Source organism: Streptomyces sparsogenes subsp. cuspidosporus (assembly GCF_039532705.1).
GTDB classification, from domain to species: Bacteria; Actinomycetota; Actinomycetes; order Streptomycetales; family Streptomycetaceae; genus Streptomyces; species Streptomyces sparsogenes.
On the sequence record NZ_BAAASD010000016.1, the window covers coordinates 40,976 to 58,347 of the forward strand.

At 74.6% G+C, this 17,372-nt stretch carries 14 protein-coding genes; 5 read left to right on the forward strand and 9 right to left on the reverse strand.

Translation table 11 applies throughout. The features are described from left to right. Positions 1-102: 102 nt before the first annotated feature. Together ABFY07_RS20180 and ABFY07_RS20185 are read left to right on the forward strand one after the other, a co-directional pair. Entirely contained in the window at positions 103-1,449 is a 1,347-nt protein-coding gene (locus ABFY07_RS20180; protein ID WP_346175832.1) for a tetratricopeptide repeat protein, read from the forward strand. Positions 1,450-1,469: 20 nt separating this feature from the next. Further along, the gene (locus tag ABFY07_RS20185) at positions 1,470-3,020 is read left to right on the forward strand and encodes an urease accessory protein UreH domain-containing protein (RefSeq protein ID WP_346175833.1); all 1,551 of its coding nucleotides are present in this window, start codon (positions 1,470-1,472) and stop codon (positions 3,018-3,020) included. 96 nt (positions 3,021-3,116) lie between these two features. Here ABFY07_RS20185 and ABFY07_RS20190 read toward each other — a convergent pair whose 3' ends face one another. Both ABFY07_RS20190 and ABFY07_RS20195 read right to left on the reverse strand, forming a co-directional pair. Continuing rightward, entirely contained in the window at positions 3,117-3,929 is an 813-nt protein-coding gene (locus ABFY07_RS20190; RefSeq protein WP_346175834.1) for an SGNH/GDSL hydrolase family protein, read from the reverse strand. A 228-nt stretch (positions 3,930-4,157) separates the two neighbouring features. Continuing rightward, positions 4,158-5,147 (reverse strand): BtrH N-terminal domain-containing protein, encoded by a 990-nt coding sequence (locus ABFY07_RS20195; protein ID WP_346175835.1) that lies wholly within the window; start codon positions 5,145-5,147, stop codon positions 4,158-4,160. A gap of 217 nt (positions 5,148-5,364) precedes the next feature. On the opposite strand from ABFY07_RS20195, the gene ABFY07_RS20200 reads away from it, so the two are divergent. Beyond that, the gene (locus tag ABFY07_RS20200) at positions 5,365-6,540 is read left to right on the forward strand and encodes a DUF5925 domain-containing protein (protein WP_428836968.1); all 1,176 of its coding nucleotides are present in this window, start codon (positions 5,365-5,367) and stop codon (positions 6,538-6,540) included. 36 nt (positions 6,541-6,576) lie between these two features. Here ABFY07_RS20200 and ddaH read toward each other — a convergent pair whose 3' ends face one another. The 5 genes from ddaH to ABFY07_RS20225 form a co-directional block, all read right to left on the reverse strand. Beyond that, the gene (gene ddaH / locus ABFY07_RS20205; protein ID WP_346175836.1) at positions 6,577-7,383 is read right to left on the reverse strand and encodes a dimethylargininase; all 807 of its coding nucleotides are present in this window, start codon (positions 7,381-7,383) and stop codon (positions 6,577-6,579) included. A gap of 62 nt (positions 7,384-7,445) precedes the next feature. Beyond that, complete coding sequence (locus tag ABFY07_RS20210; RefSeq protein ID WP_346175837.1) at positions 7,446-7,823, reverse strand: GntR family transcriptional regulator; 378 nt, start codon at positions 7,821-7,823, stop codon at positions 7,446-7,448. Between the two features lie 70 nt (positions 7,824-7,893). Beyond that, complete coding sequence (locus tag ABFY07_RS20215; protein ID WP_346175838.1) at positions 7,894-9,390, reverse strand: tripartite tricarboxylate transporter permease; 1,497 nt, start codon at positions 9,388-9,390, stop codon at positions 7,894-7,896. A 4-nt stretch (positions 9,391-9,394) separates the two neighbouring features. After that, entirely contained in the window at positions 9,395-10,027 is a 633-nt protein-coding gene (locus tag ABFY07_RS20220) for a tripartite tricarboxylate transporter TctB family protein (protein WP_428836969.1), read from the reverse strand. Further along, on the reverse strand, positions 10,024-11,019 hold the full coding sequence (locus ABFY07_RS20225) for a Bug family tripartite tricarboxylate transporter substrate binding protein (RefSeq protein WP_346175839.1): 996 nt from the start codon (positions 11,017-11,019) through the stop codon (positions 10,024-10,026). Before ABFY07_RS20225 ends, ABFY07_RS20220 begins: the two co-directional genes overlap by 4 nt. Before the next feature lie 147 nt (positions 11,020-11,166). Here ABFY07_RS20225 and ABFY07_RS20230 point away from each other — a divergent pair, with 147 nt between their 5' ends. Next, complete coding sequence (locus tag ABFY07_RS20230; protein ID WP_346175840.1) at positions 11,167-11,847, forward strand: response regulator; 681 nt, start codon at positions 11,167-11,169, stop codon at positions 11,845-11,847. A gap of 150 nt (positions 11,848-11,997) precedes the next feature. Continuing rightward, positions 11,998-12,447 carry a hypothetical protein gene (locus ABFY07_RS20235; protein WP_346175841.1) on the forward strand — a complete coding sequence of 150 codons (450 nt, stop codon included), beginning with the start codon at positions 11,998-12,000 and terminating at the stop codon, positions 12,445-12,447. A 206-nt stretch (positions 12,448-12,653) separates the two neighbouring features. On the opposite strand, the gene ABFY07_RS20240 is transcribed toward ABFY07_RS20235, so the two are convergent. Together ABFY07_RS20240 and ABFY07_RS20245 are read right to left on the reverse strand one after the other, a co-directional pair. Then, entirely contained in the window at positions 12,654-16,178 is a 3,525-nt protein-coding gene (locus ABFY07_RS20240; protein WP_346175842.1) for an AfsR/SARP family transcriptional regulator, read from the reverse strand. Between the two features lie 364 nt (positions 16,179-16,542). Next, complete coding sequence (locus tag ABFY07_RS20245) at positions 16,543-17,340, reverse strand: putative protein N(5)-glutamine methyltransferase (protein ID WP_346175843.1); 798 nt, start codon at positions 17,338-17,340, stop codon at positions 16,543-16,545. Positions 17,341-17,372: the final 32 nt, after the last annotated feature.

Sequence of the window (17,372 nt, forward strand, 5' to 3'; positions counted from 1 at the left end):
CACGCCCGCCCGTATCGCCCCGCCCGCCTCCCGCCCGCCCGTCTCGCCCCGCCCGCCCGTCCCTCGCGTCCCCGCCCGCCGCGTACCCGAAAGGCAGCCACCATGCCCATGAGGCACCTCGTCCGCACCACCGCCGTCGTCGTCACCCTCGCGACGGGCCTCACGGCCGCCGCGTTCGCGGTCGGCGGACAGCACGGCGACGGCCCGTCCGGAGGAGGGCGGACCGGGGCCGTGCTGCCCGCCGGGCGGGCGGCGCTCGACCGGGTCGGCTCCGCGGACCTGGACAAGAGCATCGGCACGCTCCAGGCCCATCTGCGCGCCCGGCCCGGGGACGCGGCCGGCTGGGCCACCCTCGGCGCGGCCTACGTCGAGCAGGCCCGCACCACCGGGGACCCCACCCGCTACCCCCAGGCGCAGAAGGCCCTGGCCCGCTCCCTGTCGGCCCAGCCGCGCGACAACGACCCGGCCCTCGCCGGGCGCGCCGCGCTCGCCGCCGCCCGCCACGACTTCCGGGGCGCGCTGCGCGACGCGGACCGGGCGCTGGAGGTCAACCCCTACAACGAACGGGCGCTGGCCGTCCGGGTGGACGCGCTCGTCGAACTCGGCCGGTACGACGACGCGTACGCGGCCGCGAAGCGCGCCGACGCGCGGCGCCCCGGCATCCCCGCCTTCACCCGCCTCGCCTACGTACTGGAGCTGCGCGGCGACCCGGCCGGGGCGCGGCGGGTGCTGCTGCGGGCGCGGAAGTCGGCGACCGCGCCCGGCGACGTGGCGTACGTGGCCACGGCGCTCGGGCAGCTCGCCTGGAGCCAGGGCCGGTTCCCCCGGGCGCGCGCCCACTACGCCGACGCGCTGCGCGCCGATCCCCGTCACCTCCCCGCCCTGGAGGGCCGCGGCCGCACCCGCGCCGCGACCGGCGACCTCGCCGGCGCGGCCCGCGACCTGGAGGAGGTCGTACGGCGCTACCCGCTGCCCGCCGAACTCGCCGCCCTGGGCGAGGTGTACGAGGCCCTCGGGGACCGGGCGCGGGCCCGCGAGCAGTACGACGTGGCCGCCACCTGGATCGACCTGGCGCGCGCCAACGGTGTGGCCACGGACCTCGACAGCGCGCTGATCGCCGCGGACCACGGCGACCGGACGGAGGCGCTGCGGGCGGCCCGCGCCGAGTGGGGCCGACGCCACAGCGTGCACACCGCCGACGCCCTCGCCTGGGCGCTCCACCGGGCCGGCCGCGACCGCGAGGCGCTGCGTTACGCCAAGTCCGCCGCGGCGCCCGGCTACCGCGGCGCGGCGTTCCTCTACCACCGCGGCGTCATCGAGAAGTCCCTCGACGACCCCGCCGCCGCCCGCCGCCACCTCACCGCGGCCCTCGACCTCAACCCGGCCTTCTCCCCCACGGCGGCCCGCGCGGCGAAGGCGGCGCTGAAGGCGCTGGACGCCGCCCGATGACCGCCAGGAGGTATCCGTCCATGAATCGGCTGATCCGGCGCGCCCGCCGCGTCGGCGCCGTCGTGTCCGTGCTCTTGGGGGCGGCGGCCGTCGTGGTGTCGCCCGCGACGGATGCCGTGGCGCATCCGTTGGGGAACTTCACCGTCAACCGTTACGACGGGCTGGTGGTCGCGCCGGGTGAGTTGCGGGTGGACCATGTCGAGGACCTGGCGGAGATCCCGGCCGCGCAGGCGAAACCTCGGATCGACCGGAACGGCGACGACGAGCTGTCGCGCCGTGAGCTGGACGCCTGGGCGGACCGGCGGTGCGCGGGCGCGGCGCGGCGGGCGCGGTTGGCGCTGCGGGGGCGGGAGGTGTCCGTACGGAGCCGGGGCGCGAAGGCGCTGGCGCGGGCGGGGCAGGCCGGGCTGCCGACGCTGCGCGTCGAGTGCCGGCTGACGGCGGCGCTGCCGCGCGGCGGGCGCGCCTCGCTCGCGTACCGCCCGGCGGACATCGGCACGGGGCCCGGCTGGCGGGAGATGACCGCTCAGGGGGACCGTATGACGCTGGTGGCCTCCGATGTGCCCAGGTCCTCGCCCTCCCGGCGGCTGACCCGCTATCCGCAGGGCCGGCTCTCCTCTCCGCCCGACGAACGGGCCGCCGCGCTGCGCACCGCGCCGGGCGGCCCGCCGCTCGCCGACTCGCGGGCGGCCGGGGCGTCAGAGGTCGCGGAGGGGGCGGAGGGGGCGGAGGAGGCGCCCGGCGGCGGGGTGTTGCCGCGCGGCGTGGACCGCTGGACCCAGGCGCTCACCGCGCTGGTGGCGCGGCACGACATCACTCCGTTCTTCGCCGTGACCGCCTTCGCCACCGCGATGCTGCTCGGCGCGGTGCACGCGCTCGCCCCGGGCCACGGCAAGACGCTCATGGCGGCGGCCGCGGCGGCGGGCGGGCGCACCGCGATGCGCGACGTGCTGGCGCTCGGGGCTTCGGTGACGGTGACCCATACGCTCGGCGTGTTCGCGCTGGGCCTGTTGGTCACGGCGGGGTCGGCCGCCGCCCCGGCCGTGATCGCGTGGCTGGGCGTGGCGAGCGGGGTGCTCGTGGCGCTGGCGGGAGCGGGACTGCTGCGCACGGCGCTGCGGGTGCGTCGCGGTTCCGTACACCATCACCACCACCATCAACCGCATCACCACCACCACCATCAGCCTCATCACCATCACCACTCACATCCCTCCGGCCGTCCCACGCTGCGCGGCACCCTCCTCCTCGGCTTCGCCGGCGGGCTCGTGCCCAGCCCGTCCGCCGTGGTGGTCCTGGTGGGCGCGGCGGCGCTGGGGCAGGCGTGGTTCGGGTTCCTGCTGGTGCTGGCCTACGGGGCGGGGCTGGCGCTGACGCTGACGCTGGCCGGGGTCGCGGTGGTGCGCCTGGGGCACCGGGCCACGCGGCGGCTGGCCGCCCGGGCCGGGGACGGCGGCCCCGGTCGACGGGTGCTGCGGCTCCTGCACCGCGCCTCGCCCGTCGGCACGGCCGCCGTGGTGCTGGCGCTGGGCTGCGGGCTGGTGCTCAGGGGGGCGGCGTCCGCCATGGGCTGACCCATGCGAGGAGGCCCCGGACGGACGTCCGGGGCCTCCCGCTCTCACATGACGCGACATTTCGCGTTTGGTGGCGTACTACAAGCAAACAGCTGATCAGATCCCGTCGGCCGCGTTCAGGACGGGGAGGTAGCCGCCGGACTGACCCGCGGCGGTCGGGTGGTAGGACTCGTCGATGGGCCAGGTGACGCTGTGCAGCCACTCGCTGCCGGAGCAGATCTCGTGACCGGTGAACGGGGTGGCGACGTCACCGAAGGAGAAGCCGTGGGCGGTGGCGCGCCCCTTGATGACGGAGTTCAGGAAGTCGGAGGCGTTGTTGATCGCGGAGCGCTCGCTCTCGGTGAGCCCCGCGAGGCAGTCGCCGTTGAGCTTGTAGAAGCGCGGGTAGCCGAGGACGACGACACGGGCGGACGGCGCCCTGGAGCTGATCGCGTTGTACACCTGGTCCAGCTTGCCGGGCAGGGTGTTCTGGGCGTAGCTGCGGGCGTTGGCGACGGCGGTGAGGCAGTTGTCCTCCCCGGGCAGCACACAGGTGGTCATGACGTCGGCGAAGCCGGCGTCGTTGCCGCCGATGGAGATGGAGACCAGGCCGGTGCCGGAGTTGAGCGGGCCGAGCTGGTTGTTGAGGACGTCGCCGGTCTTGGCGCCGGAGCAGGCGGTGAAGGTGAAGCTGGAGGGGGCGTGCGCATTGGCCCAGAGGCGGGGGTAGGCCTTGGTGCTGCGCTTGCAACTGCCGCTGGCGGAGTCGTAGCTGCCGGAGCCGACGCCGGACGAGTAGGAGTCGCCGAGCGCCACATAGGCGGGCGCCGCGGCGCTCTCCGCGGCCTGGGCCGCGCCGGCGCCGGTGAGGGCGAGCACGGCGCCGACCACGAAGGAACAGGCGGTGGCCGTGAGTCTGGACAGTTTCATTCAGTCTCCCTTAGCAGGACTGCTGCCGATGCTGGTGCGACACGACCGCCCACTAAGGGGGCAATCGTGTTCGAAACCGTCTGTCACGTCGCTCGCGGTATCGCCTGCGCCCGGCGTGACATGGATATGTCATCCCGCCGAAACGAAGGGTCTATGCGTGTAGTTGGGAAAATCTTCTGGTCGTATCGATGAACTTCGCTCAGGACTGCGCGTCAGGAACGGTGCGGCTCACCGCTCCAGGCGGCTCAGGGCCCGCATGGCCTCGCGCTCGATGCGTGAAAGCTCGCCCAGGACGGTGCCCGCCTGGGCGAGGCACCGCTCATCGCCCGACTCACCGGCCTTCGTGATCAGCGCCGCGACTTCCGTCCACAGCAGGGCCGCCTCGGCGTACAGCCCGTGGCCGGTGCGCAGGTGGCCGCTGTCGAGCAGCGGGGCGCATTCGGCGAGGAAGTCACGGTAGAGGTTGCGGAACAGGGCCCCGCCGGTGCCGGCCTTCTCCATCAGGAGGGCGGCCTGCGGCAGGTCCCGGCGCGGGTCGTCGGTGCGCTGGAGCCAGGTGCGGACCAGCTTCCCGGCCTTCTCGATGCCCCGGTGGCCGAGGTTGGCGATGGGCGGGTGGAGGAAGGCGTCGGCGCAGGCGGTGATGGCGTCGACGACCTGACTCCGGAGGGACGGCAGGCTCCTCGGGGCGGTGAGGGTGAACGACCGGTGCTTGGCGCTCATCGGCCCGCGCGCGGCCCTGGCCCGGGCGAGGCCGGCCAGGCTGGTGGAGACCGCCCCGCCTTGCTGATCGGTGTCCACCAGGTAGGCGTCCTGGTCGTCATAGCCGTACATGGCGACGATATGGCCGCCGAAGTGCGCCTTCGAGGTGAAGTAGTCCAGGTGGTAGCTGTCGAGCTGCAGTCCGGCAGGGCGGCCGGCGTCGATGGCCGCCACCACGTTCTCCCATCCCCTGCGGGGCGAGGTGGTTTCCCGGACCACCAGTTCCAGGTCGAGCCTCGCGGCCAGGTTCCGGGTGAGTTCGAAGGGCTTGACCCGTCCCCCGAGGAAGGGGAAGCCCATGTTCTTGCTGTCCCAGTAGACGAAGGACAGGCCGGAGCCGAGGCCGAACAGCATGGGCTCGGACAGATCGAGCCCTTGGTGGCGCAGCAGCACCCCCGAGGCTGTGGTCTCGCAGTGCCGCGTACCGCGGGCGTCGATGTCTGTCACCGTGGTCATGCCGTGCTCTCCTGGACGGGGACGATCCGCCCTCATGGTGGACTCTCCCACGGTGGGAGAGTCCACCCGCATGACGCCCACCCGTATGACACCCGCTGTATGACGCCCTGTATCGGGTAAGAACTATCCATGAACGCCCCCATTCGGCGGGCTTCTTCGAGAACAGCTCGGTAAACGCCCGTAAACCCGGGTGCGCGACGGCCCTTCGTGCTGAATCATGGCTCGGGAGTGCGCTGACCGACGCACCGCCCCGCTCCTCCCGTCTCGTCCCGTCCCGTCTTCCAGGAGGCAGGCCCTGCCCACCACACCCCCGGAGCAGTCGCTCCCCATCCGGCTGAACGTCGATGACAGCGACTCCCCGTCCGACGTCGTGGACGCGCTCTTCCTCGGGCGGTTCGCGACCGGCGAGCAGCCGTACGCCCGCAGCCACTCCGTGGACCGGGTCAAGTCCGGCAAGACGCTGCTGCCGCCCGCCGCGCGGGTGCTGCGCGCCGCCCGCGACGACGACCGCAGCGCCACCCTCGCCGAGGGCGACGGGTGGACGCTGCTGGTGTCCCGGTGGAACCAGGGCGCTGACGTGACCGTCACGGCCGTCGCGGAGGAACTCGCCGAGAAGGTGCTGCGCCAGGCGGTCGACGGCGCGGAGGACGAGCCGGAGCCCCAGCCGGAGAACGTGTCGATGGGCTTTTGGTACGTCTCCCCGCGGCGCGGCCCGCACCGCACCACCCGGCAGATCTCCGCCGGGACGTGGGAGGAGATCCGGGGCAACTACACCGCCCCGGTCGCCGAGGCCATGGACGGGCTGATGAAGGTCACCCCGGACGACATCGCGGGCCGGCTCCTGCTGCTCCACGGCCCGCCCGGCACCGGCAAGACCTCCGCGCTGCGCACCCTGGCCCGCTCGTGGCGGGACTGGTGCCAGGTGGACTGCGTGCTCGACCCGGAGCGGCTGTTCTCCGACGTCGGCTATCTGATGGACATCGCCATCGGCGAGGACGAGGGCTCGGCCAAGGGCCGCTGGCGGCTGCTGCTGCTCGAGGACTGCGACGAGCTGATCCGCGGCGAGGCCAGGCATACGGCCGGTCAGGCCCTGTCCCGGCTGCTGAACCTGACGGACGGGCTGCTCGGCCAGGGCCGGAACGTGCTCGTCGGGGTGACCACCAACGAGGACCTGGAGCGGCTGCACCCGGCCGTGGTCCGCCCGGGTCGCTGTCTGGCCAGGATCGAGGTGGGCCGGCTCACCCGGGCGGAGGCCGTCGGCTGGCTGGGCAGCGAGGAGGGCATCGCGCGGGACGGCGCGACGCTCGCCGAGCTGTTCGCGCTGCGCCGCGGCACCCGGCCCGCGTCGGTGCCCGCGCAGCCGGCCGAGGCGGACGCGGGGCTGTACCTGTAGGGGCCGTACCGCCCTGTCAGGCGTGCAGACGCCCTGTCAGGCGTACAGGTCCCGCAGGCGCACCGACAGGCAGGTCACACAGCCCTCCATCTTCTCGAACTCGCTGATGTCCACGGGCACCGGCTCGTACCCGAGGTCCGCGAACAGCTCGGCGCTCCTCGGCGCGCTCGCGGCCATCAGCAGTTTGCCGCCGCCGAGCAGCACGACGTGGGCGCCGGACGCCTCGGGGACCGCGAGGAAGCGCGGGAACGCCCGCACGTCGTCGACCAGCGCCGGATAGCCGATGACCGTGCCGTCGGGGAGGGCGGTGACCGCCGACTTGAGATGGAGCACCTTGCTGACCGGGACGGCCACCACCCGGGCGCCGAGCGGCTCGAAGACGGCGCGCAGCTGCCGTACGCCGCCGGCGTCGGTGCGGCCGCCGCGCCCCACGTAGAGGGTGTCACCGATCTTGAGGACGTCGCCGCCGTCCAGGGTGCCGGGCTCGCGGATCCGGTTCACCGAGCAGCCGAGCGCGGTGACCGCCTCCTCGGCACTGGCGATCTCGGCGCGCCGGGCGGCGGCACCGGGGCGGGCGATCAGGGCGACGTTCTTGTAGACGACCATGGTGTCCTCGACGAACACGCCGTCCGGGCAGTCGTCCGCCGGGGGCACCTCCACCGGCTCCCAGCCGTGGGCGCGCAGCGCCACGACGTAGACCTCCCACTGCCGCAGCGCCAGCGCGGCGTCCACCGGCTCGCGGTCGATGTGGGTGACGAGCCCTTCGGCGAGCCGGGGGCTGGGGCGCCGGACGACGGCTTTGGCGCCGATGGCTGTGGCACCGGTGACTGTGGCAGGGGGCACGGTGTCTCCTCGACTCCATACTGTGCGGCCTTGACGCTCTGACACACCTTTGGTTCCTCGGCTCACCCGTCGGCGTAAGCCGCCCGCAGCGCCTCCTCGACGGCGGTGAGGGCGACGGCCCGGTCCAGGCCGAGCCGCCGGACCCGCTGGGCGTAGGCCGCCGCCGCGCTCGCGGCCTCGCGGGCGGCCGCGTCGCCCGCGGCGGCGACGAAGGTGCCGTGGCGGCCACGGGTCTCGATCACCCCGTCCGACTCCAGCGCGCGGTAGGCCTTGGCCACGGTGTTCGCGGCGAGCCCCAGCTCCCCGGCGAAGCCGCGTACGGTGGGCAGCTTGTAGCCCACCGGCAGGGTCCCGGAGCGCACCTGGTCGGCGATCTGGGCACGGATCTGTTCGAAGGGGGCCGTCGCCGAATCCGGGTCGACGGTGATCTGCAGGGCCACGGGCCGGTCTCCAGGGCGTGCGGGCGGTTTTGTGGCATCCATTGTGTGCCACGGCCCGCCGTGAGGACGATCAGGACGCCTTCGCGCGCCCGCGCGGCACCAGCCGCTTGGCCCAGGGCCAGCACAGGATCAGCGCGATCACCACGTACACGGTCACCGCGAAGGGCGTGTTGACCAGGCCCGATACGCTGCCGTCGCTGATCTGGAGGGCCCGCCGGAGCTGTTGTTCGGCCGCCGGGCCGAGGATGACGCCGATCACCGCCGGCAGGACCGGCAGGCCGTAACGCCGCATCAGCAGCCCCAGCAGACCGATGATCAGCAGGATCACCAGGTCCAGCGGCTCGCCGCCCACCGCGTACGCGCCGATCGCCGCGAAGAAGAGGATGCCCGCGTACAGGTACGGCCTCGGGATCCGCAGCAGCTTGGCCCACACCGGAGCCAGCGGCAGGTTGAGCACCAGGAGCATCGCCATGGCGATGAACAGGGAGGCGATCAGCCCCCACACCAGGTCGGGTTCGCGTTCGAAGAGCAGCGGGCCGGGCTGGATGCCGTACTGCTGGAAGGCGGCCAGCATCACGGCGGCGACCGCGGTGGTGGGCAGGCCGAGGGTGAGCATGGACACCAGCGTGCCCGCGGCGGACGCGGAGGCGGCGGACTCCGGACCGGCCACGCCCTCGATCGCGCCCTTGCCGAACTCGTCGCGGTGCTTGGAGAGCCGCTTCTCGGTCACGTACGACAGGAAGGTGGGGATCTCCGCGCCGCCCGCCGGGATCGCGCCGAACGGGAAGCCGATCGCCGGGCCTCGCAGCCAGGGCTTCCAGGTGCGGCGCAGCTCTGCCTTGCCGAGCCAGGGGCGGCCGACCGGGATGGGCTCGTCGGGGCGGCGGCGCAGGTGCAGGGCCACCCACAGCGCCTCGCCGATGGCGAAGAGCCCGACGGCGACGATGACGACGTCGATGCCGTCGGCGAGTTCGAGGGAACCGAAGGTGAGCCGCTGCTGGCCGGTCATCTGGTCCAGCCCCACCAGGCCGATGGTGAGCCCGATGAGGAGGGAGGCGAAGCCGCGGACGCGGGAGCTGCCGAGCACGGAGGTCACCGCGATGAAGGCCAGCACCATGATGGCGAAGTAGTCGGGCGCGCCGATGTCGACGGCGAGGTCGGCGACGGTCGGGGCGAGGAAGACCAGCAGACAGGTGCCGATCATGCCGCCCGCGAAGTGCCCGATCGCGGCGGCCGCGAGGGCCTGGGCGCCGCGTCCGGAGCGGGCCATGGGATGGCCTTCCATGGCGGCGACGACGGCGGCGGTCTCGCCGGGGGTGTTCAGCAGGATGGAGGTGGTGGAGCCGCCGAACATGCCGCCGTAGTAGATGCCCGCGAACATGATGAACGCGGCGGTGGGGTCGAGCCCGTAGGTGACGGGCAGCAGCAGCGCGACCGCCATGGCCGGGCCGATGCCGGGCAGCACCCCGATGGCGGTGCCCAGCAGCACGCCGACCGCCGCCCACAGCAGGTTGACCGGGCTCAGGGCGGTGCCGAAGCCGTCGAGGAGGGAGGAGAGGGAATCCATCGCGTTACAGCACCTCCATCAGCGGGCCGCCGGGCAGCGGCACCGCGAGCAGACGGTCGAAGACGAAGAAGGTGAGCGTGGACAGGACGGCCGCGATCAGCGGGTCGCGGTGGAAGGCGCGGCTGCCGAGGGCGTACGCCGAGCCCCAGAAGAGCAGCGCGCCGGAGATGGGGAAGCCCAGCGGCTCGATGAGGATGGCGTTGGCGAGGAAGACCCCGGACAGCAGCAGGACGGTGCGCCAGTCGCCGGGGGCGCTCAGGTCGATGTCCTCGCCGCCCTCGGCCTCGCCCTTGCCGCCGCGCAGCACGTCCACGGCCAGCAGGACGGCGACGACCAGCAGGGCGACGCCGACGACGATCGGCACGGTCCTCGGGCCGACGGGGCCGCGCTGGGCGAAGTCGGTGTCCATGGTGAGGGCGTCGGTGAGGACGAGGACGCCGATGGCCAGCAGCAGGGCGCACACGCCGAGTTCGGAGCGGCCGCGCAGGAACGCCCTGAGACCGCTGCCGGGGGCGTTGACGGTGTCGGCGGTGCCGGTGGTGCCGGTCGGGTCGGCGGTCCCGTCGGTGCCGGCCGTCGCGTCGGTGTCGGCCGTCGCGTCGGTGTCGGCGGTCGCGTCGGTGTGGTGGTCCGTCACAATCCCAGCTCCTTCAGCACCGTGTCCACGCGCCTGTCCTGGGCGGTCAGGAAGCGTCCGAAGTCCTCCCCCGTCATGAAGGCGTCGGTCCAGCGGTTGCGCCGGACCGCCTCCTTCCACTGCTTGGAGGCGTGCATCTTGGTGATCAGGTCGATCAGCTTGTCGCGCTCGGTGTCCGTCAGACCGGGCGGGGCGACGATGCCGCGCCAGTTGGTGAAGGACACGTCCAGCCCGGATTCCCTCAGCGTCGGCGCGTCCAGGCCCGGCAGCCGCTTCTCGCTGGTCACCGCGAGCACCCGCAGCTCGCCCGCCTCGATCTGGTCGAGGTACTCGCCGACCCCGGAGACGCCGAAGGCCACCTTGCCGCCGAGCACGGAGGCGAGCAGTTCGCCGCCGCCGTCGTAGGGGATGTAGTTGACCTTCTTCGGGGCGATCCCGGCGGCCTTGGCCATCAGCATGGGGGCCAGGTGGTCGGGACCGCCGGGCGAGGAGCCGCCGCCCACCGGCAGCGAGCCGGGCTTCTCGCGCCAGTCCGCCACCAGCTGCCCGAAGTCCTGGTACTTGGACCCCTTGGCCACGACCACGATGTCCGGCTCCTGGGTGAGCCGCGCGATGGGCGTCGTGTCGGCGAGCGTGGACGGGGCGTGGTTGGTGTGCACCGCGCCCACCACGCCCAGGCCCATGGACATCGCGAGCTTGCCGTTTCCGCGCTCGGCCACCAGGCGGCTCAGCCCGACCGTGCCGCCCGCGCCGGGCAGGTTGAAGACTTCGATGTTGCGGCTCAGGTCGGCGTCCTCGGCTGCCTTGGCCGCCGTACGGGCCGTGATGTCGTAGCCGCCGCCGGGGGTGTTGGGCACCATCAGGCGCAGTCCGGGGATGTGGGTGCCGCTGGCGGAGCCGCTGCCGGAGCTGAGCAGCGGGGGCCCGAGGAGCACGATCAGCGCCGCCGAGAATATGGCGAGCGGGGTGCGCAGACGCGGACTGGAGAGCACGGTGACACCGCCTTTCTGTCCTTGCGTGGGTGTCGGTGTGAGGCGCGCCACATGTTGCCCGCGGGTTAACGCGCTGTCTCTCTTTCGGTATTAAGAGACCTTGTGGTCGTTGCGTACACGGGGAAGGCAACGGGGAAGGCGCGTTCGATGACGAGAGTGCTGGTGGTCGACGACGACTTCATGGTGGCCAAGCTGCACAGCCGCTATGTGGCGGCGCTGGACGGCTTCACGGTCGCCGGGGTGGCCCACACGGGCGCCGAGGCGCTGCGCGCCGCCGACGCGCTCCGCCCCGACCTGGTCCTGCTGGATGTGTATCTGCCGGACATGGACGGCATCAGTGTGCTGCGCCGGATGCGGGCCCGGGAGGAACACCGCCATGTGGACGCGCTGTTCATCACCGCCGCCAAGGACCCGCACGCCGTGCGCGAGGCGCTGCGCGCGGGTGCGCTGCACTACCTCATCAAGCCCTTCGACCGCACCGCCCTTCAGGAGCAGCTGCGGCACGCGGCCGCCCTGCGGGCCCGCCTGGACACGCTGGACGAGGCCAGCCAGGAGGACGTGGACCAGATCTTCGGCACCCGGCCGCGCGGCTCCCGGTCCCGGGGGCTCCCCAAGGGTCTGGCGGCGCACACCGCGAGCCTCGTCGAGCGCACCCTGCGCGAGCACTCCGAGGGGCTGTCGGCGGCGGAGTGCGCGGAGGCGGGCGCCTTCTCCCGGGTGAGCGCGCGCCGCTACCTGGAGTACTTCGCGGAGACGGGGCGGGCCGAGGTCACCTTGCGCTACGGCGGCACGGGGCGGCCGGAGCGCCGCTACCGCTGGATCGCGTGACGGGGCCGTCGCCCGACGCGCCCGACGCCCGACAGCCATTGCTTGCCGGGCAACTTGCTCGCCGGGCACTCGCCCGACGTGGCCGTCGCGTGCCTGGGCCCGGGGCGGCCCGGCCCCATCGGAGCCCCGCTGACCAGCTATCTTGACCGCATGTCGTCACAGCAGCCTGCTCCCGGCCCGATACCGCCATCCGACGCCCCGCTGTCGCCGCCGCCGCGCCGGGGCCGCGGTCCCCTGGTCGCCGCGCTGCTCGTGGGGGTGCTGCTCGGCGGCGCCGGTGTCGGCGTGGCCTGGGCGGTCAGCGGCGACGACGTCTCCGCCAACGACGCCGCGGGCGACGCGCGGGACGCGTGCCGCGCGCTGAGCGGGTTCGACGGGTCCAAGTACACCGCCAAGGGGGCGGACGGCGAGATCGCGCTCAATCGCTTCGGCGCGGCCCTCACGCTGTCCGCCGCGGCGGCCGCGGGCGACGACCGGTACAAGCCGCTGGCCGACACCATGCTCCGGCTCCAGAGCCAGCACGCCATGACCTACGACTTCGGCGACAGCAAGGTCAAGAAGAGCCTCGCCGAGGCCCGCCGGCTCTGCCAGGACATCTGACCGCGCCGCCTTCGCCCGGGGCGGCGGCGCGGCACGGGGCGGCGCGGCGCGCGGCGGCCCTGCGCGGGGTGGCCCTGCGCGGCCCGGCCCGGCGTCCCGCCTTCGCCCGGCGCGGCGTCAGGAGCCCTCCCCGGCACCGGTGTCGGCTTAGACCTCCCAAGCGCGGCGCGGCCCGGGGCGGCGGCGCGGCACGGGGCGGCGCGGCGTCAGGAGCCCTCCGCCGCGCCGGTGTCGGCGTAGATCTCCCGGGCGCGGCGCCTGGCCGCGTGCGCCCGGCCCCTCTCGCCCGAGGTCAGGTCCGGCCCGGCCCCCGGCGCGTCTCCCCCCACCGCTCCCGGCACCGTGTCCGGGACGCGGCCGATGATGTCGAGGGCCCGGGCCTCGCCCAGCCGGTGGCCCGTCTCGCGCTGCACGGACACCGCCTCGGCCGCGCGGGCCAGCGCCTCCCCGTACCTCCCGGCGGCGGCGTGGAGCGCACCGAGTTCGGTGAGGGCCTGCCCCTCGACCAGCCGGAAGCCGCAGCGCCGCGCCAACTGCCGGGCCTCTTCCGCCCGGGCCAGCGCGGCGTCGGCGTGGCCGAGGCCCCGGTAGGCGGCGGCCAGGCCCAGGAGGCTGTCCGCCTCCGCGCGCCGGTTGTGCGCGGCGCGCGCCGCGAGCAGCGCGCGTTCGTGGCTCTCGGCCGCCCGCTCGCCGCGCCCGGCGCGCCGGTGCGCCTCGCCGATGGTGTTGAGTGCGTCGGCCTGGATCCGGCGGTTGCCGGTGTCCAGGGCGAGCCGCAGCGCGCGCTCGCCGTGGTCGAGACCCTCCTCGTGGCGCCCGCACTCCAGGTGGATCCGGCCGGTGACCTGGAGCGCGACCGCGTGGCCGTTGCGGTAGCCCACGGCCTCGTTGATGGCCAGGGCCTCGGCGAGGATGTCCAGGCCCTCGCGCAGCCGGCCGGCCTCCCAGTAGGCGATGCCGAGGTTGTCCAGGTGGTTGGCCTCGTAACGGACTCCGGCCTTGCGCCGGATGCTCAGGGCCGCCTCCAGGTCGCCCACGGCCTCGGGCAGCCGGCCCATGTCCCGGTGGACCAGCCCCACGCCGATGAGCGCCAACGCCTCGGCGTCGCTCTGCCCCAGCTCGCGCAGGATGGCCAGCGCCGCGTCGAAGTGCCGGAGCGCGTCGTCCAGCCGGGCCTGTTCCCACTCCACATAGGCCAGGCCGCCGAGGGCCGCCGCCTCGCCGGGACGCCAGCCGAGGGCCCGGTGCAGCTCGATGGCGCGGTTGTGGTGGAGCGCGGACTCGCCGAGCACGCCGAGGTCCCACAGGGCGAAGCCGATGTTGTAGTACATGGCGGCCTCGCCGCGCCGGTCGCCCTCGGCGACCGCGGCGTCCAGCGCGCTCCGCGCGGTGACGTGCCAGGTCCCTCGGGGCAGGCACAGCCAGAAATAGCCGAGCAGCGCGTCGGTCAGGTGCCAGGACACCGCTCGCGGCCCCTGCCGTGCGGTGCGCTCGACCGCGGCCAGCAGGTTGGCCCGCTCGGTCTCCAGCCACACGATGGCCTCGATCTCGTCGGCCGGCCGCACGGGTTCCCGCACCGGCGGGATGCGCAGGGTCTCGGAGCCCGCGGCGAACGGGGCGCTGGGCGCATCCGAGCCACCAGAGCCACCCGAGTTCGCACGGGACGGCCAGGACGCGGGGACCGCCAGGGACGTGGGGTCCGCCGGGGCCGCCCCGGCCACCCCGACCATCTTGCGCGGCAGCCGGGGGATCTGCGGATAGAGGATCCGCCCCGCCGTGTCCGCGGCGAGCAGGTACCACGCGTACAGCCGGTCCCGCGCCGCCGCCGACTCCTCCGCCGGGTCGTCGGCCTCGCCCCGCTCGCAGGCGTACTCGCGCAGCAGGTCGTGCAGGCCGTAACGGCCCTCGCCGCGCTGCTCGACGAGGTGCGCCCCGGCGAGAGTGGTCAGCAGCCCCGCGGCCTGCCGCCCGGTGTCGTCCAGCAGCGCCGCCGCGGCGCCGGCGTCGAACTCCAGCCCCGGCACCAGCCCGAGACGGCGGAACAGCAACCGGGCCCGGGGGTCGAGGGCGCGGTACGACAGATCGAAGGCGGCCCGGACGGCGGACCGCTCGTCGTCCTCCAGCTCCAGCACCGCCAGCCTGCTGCCCTCGGCCAGCTCGGCCGCCAGGTCGGCGATGCTCCGGCCGGGCTCGCAGGCCAGCTGGGCCGCGGCCACCCGCAGCGCGAGCGGGAGGCAGCCGCACAGCCGGGCGAGTTCGGCCGCGGCGTCCGGCTCCGCCGCCACGCGCGGCTCCCCGAGGACGGCGATCAGCAGGGCGTGGGCCTCGCCGGGGGCCAGCACATCGAGCACGAGGGGGTGCGCGCCCTCCCGCGCGACCAGGCCGCCGAGCCGGTTGCGGCTGGTCACCAGGGTCAGGCAGGAGGCCCCGCCGGGCAGCAGCGGACGCACCTGCTCGGCGGAGACCGCGTCGTCCAGGAGGATCAGCATCCGCCGGTCCACCAGCAGGGACCGGTAGCGGCGGAGCATCTCGTCCTCGTCGGCGGGGATCTCCTGCGGGGTCAGGCCCAGGCCGCGCAGCAGCTGCCCGAGGGCGTCGCGCGGGCGGAGCGGTTCGCGGTTGCCGTCGAAGCCGCGCAGATCGACGTAGAGCTGGCCGTCGGGGAACCGCTCGCGGACCTGGTGGGCCCAGTGGACGGCCAGGGCGGTCTTGCCCACGCCCGCGGAGCCGCCGATCGCGGAGATCACCACCGTGCCGGTGTCCGGGGCCGGGTCGCCGGCGGGTAAGAGCGCGTGCAGCCGGGCGACCGCCTCGACGCGGCCGGTGAAGCCGGGGACCGCGCGCGGCAGTTCGGCGGGGACCAGCCGCGGTCCGCTGTGGTCCAGCGGCGCGGGTGGCGGTGGGGCGGCGGAAGCGGCCGGGGCGGGGGCCGAAGAGTGCGGCGGTGGGGGCGGTGCCGGCGCGGGGGCGCGCACATCGAGGTCGCCCACCAGGATCCGCTGGTGCAGCGCCTGGAGTTCGGGGCCGGGATCGACCCCCAGCTCCTCGGCCAGCCGCTCGCGGGTGCGGGTGTACACCTCCAGCGCCTCGGCCTGCCGCTCGCACCGGTAGAGGGTCACGATGAGCTGTCGTACGACCCGCTCGTCCAGCGGGTGGGCGGCGGACAGGCCGCGCAGGTCGGCCAGTAACTCGGCGTGCCGGCCCAGCGCCAGCTCGGTGTCGCCCAGGGCCAGCCGCGCCGCGATGTGCTCGCTGCCCAGCCGCTCCCGGGTGTTCCCGGCCCAGTCGCCGGACAGCCCGGAGAGGGCCTCCCCGCGCCACAGGCCGAGCGCGCCGCGCAGCAGTTCCGCGGCGCGGGCCTGGTCCTCCTCGATGGCCGCGGCCTCGGCGACCAGGGCGCGGAACCGGTGGAGGTCCACCAGCTCGGGCGCCACCTCCAGCACATAGCCGCCCGCGCGCCGCGCCAGCCGGGCCGGCCCCGCCGCCGTGCCCCCGCCCTCTTCGAGGGCGCGCAGCGCCGCCCGCAGCCGCGCCACGTACCCGTACAGCACACTGCGGACGGACGCCGGGGGCTCCTCCCCCCACACCCGGTCGATCAGCTGCCCGGCGGGTACCACCCGGTTCGCTTCCACCAGCAGCACCGCGATCACACAACGCTGCTTGGCGTGCCCGAGGTCGATGTGCCGGTCGCCGGCCCACGCCTCGACCGGGCCGAGGACCCGGAATTCCATACGAGACTCCCACCCCATGCCCTGCTTGTCCCCCGACCTCCCTGATCTTCTCGCGAATCCGGGGGCCCGCGTGCCGGACGGTCCAAGGTTTCTTCAAGATTTGGTGCAAGTCCGCTGCGGCAGAGTGTTCTCAGCGGCTCCGGCCGAGCACCGGAGCGGCGCCTCGGGGGCCGGCCGCCGACCTGCTCGACGGGGGATGGCAGGTCGGCGCCCGTCGCACGTCGGCGCGCGGGGGGACGCGCCGACGTGCACCACCCGGAGCCGGGCCAGGCCGGGCGGGCCAGGCCGTGACGGGCGGGCCGGGCCGGGAGGGGCGGGCCAGGCCGTGACGGGCCGGGTTGTGGCGTTTCCGAGCCGGGCCGGGTCAGTCCGCGGCGGGGCGGGCGCCGATGACCACGGTCGCGCCCCGCTCCTCGTCCCCGGTCACCCGTGGGGTCAGTCCGTGCCGGGCGAAGGCCCGCGCGGTGCCCGGCGCCTGACGCTCGCTCGTCTCGACCAGCAGATGGCCGCCCGGCGCCAGCCAGCGGGCCGCCTCGGCGAGCACCCGCCGCTGGACGTCCAGCCCGTCCGCGCCGCCGTCGAGCGCCACCCTCGGCTCGTGGTCGCGGGCCTCGGGCGGCAGCAGCCGGATGGCGTCGGTGGGGACGTACGGGGCGTTGGCGACCAGTACGTCGACGCGGCCGCACAGCGCGGCGGGCAGCGGCTCGTAGAGGTCGCCCTCGTAGACCCGGCCCTGGCCGGCGGGGATGTTGCGCCGCGCGCAGCGCACCGCGGCGGGCTCGATGTCCACCGCGTACAGCTCGATCCGGCCCAGGGCCGCGAGCAGCGCGGCGCCCACCGCGCCCGAGCCACAGCACAGGTCGACCACCACCGCCCCGGGCCGGGCGAGGCCGACGGCCTGGTCGACGAGGAACTCGGTGCGCCTGCGGGGGACGAAGACACCGGGGTCCACGGCCATCCGCCGGCCGTGGAACTCCGCCCAGCCGAGGACGTGTTCCAGGGGCAGGCCCGCGACGCGCCGGTCGAGCATGGTGGCGAGTTCGTCAGCGGTGCGCGCGGTGCCGACCAGCAGCCGCGCCTCGTCCTCGGCGAAGACACAGCCGACGGCCCGGAGCCTGGTGACGATGGTGGAGAGGGGCAGAAGTGACGGTGAGACCGACATGTGAGCCTTTCGGAACGCCTGAGGGCGCTCCC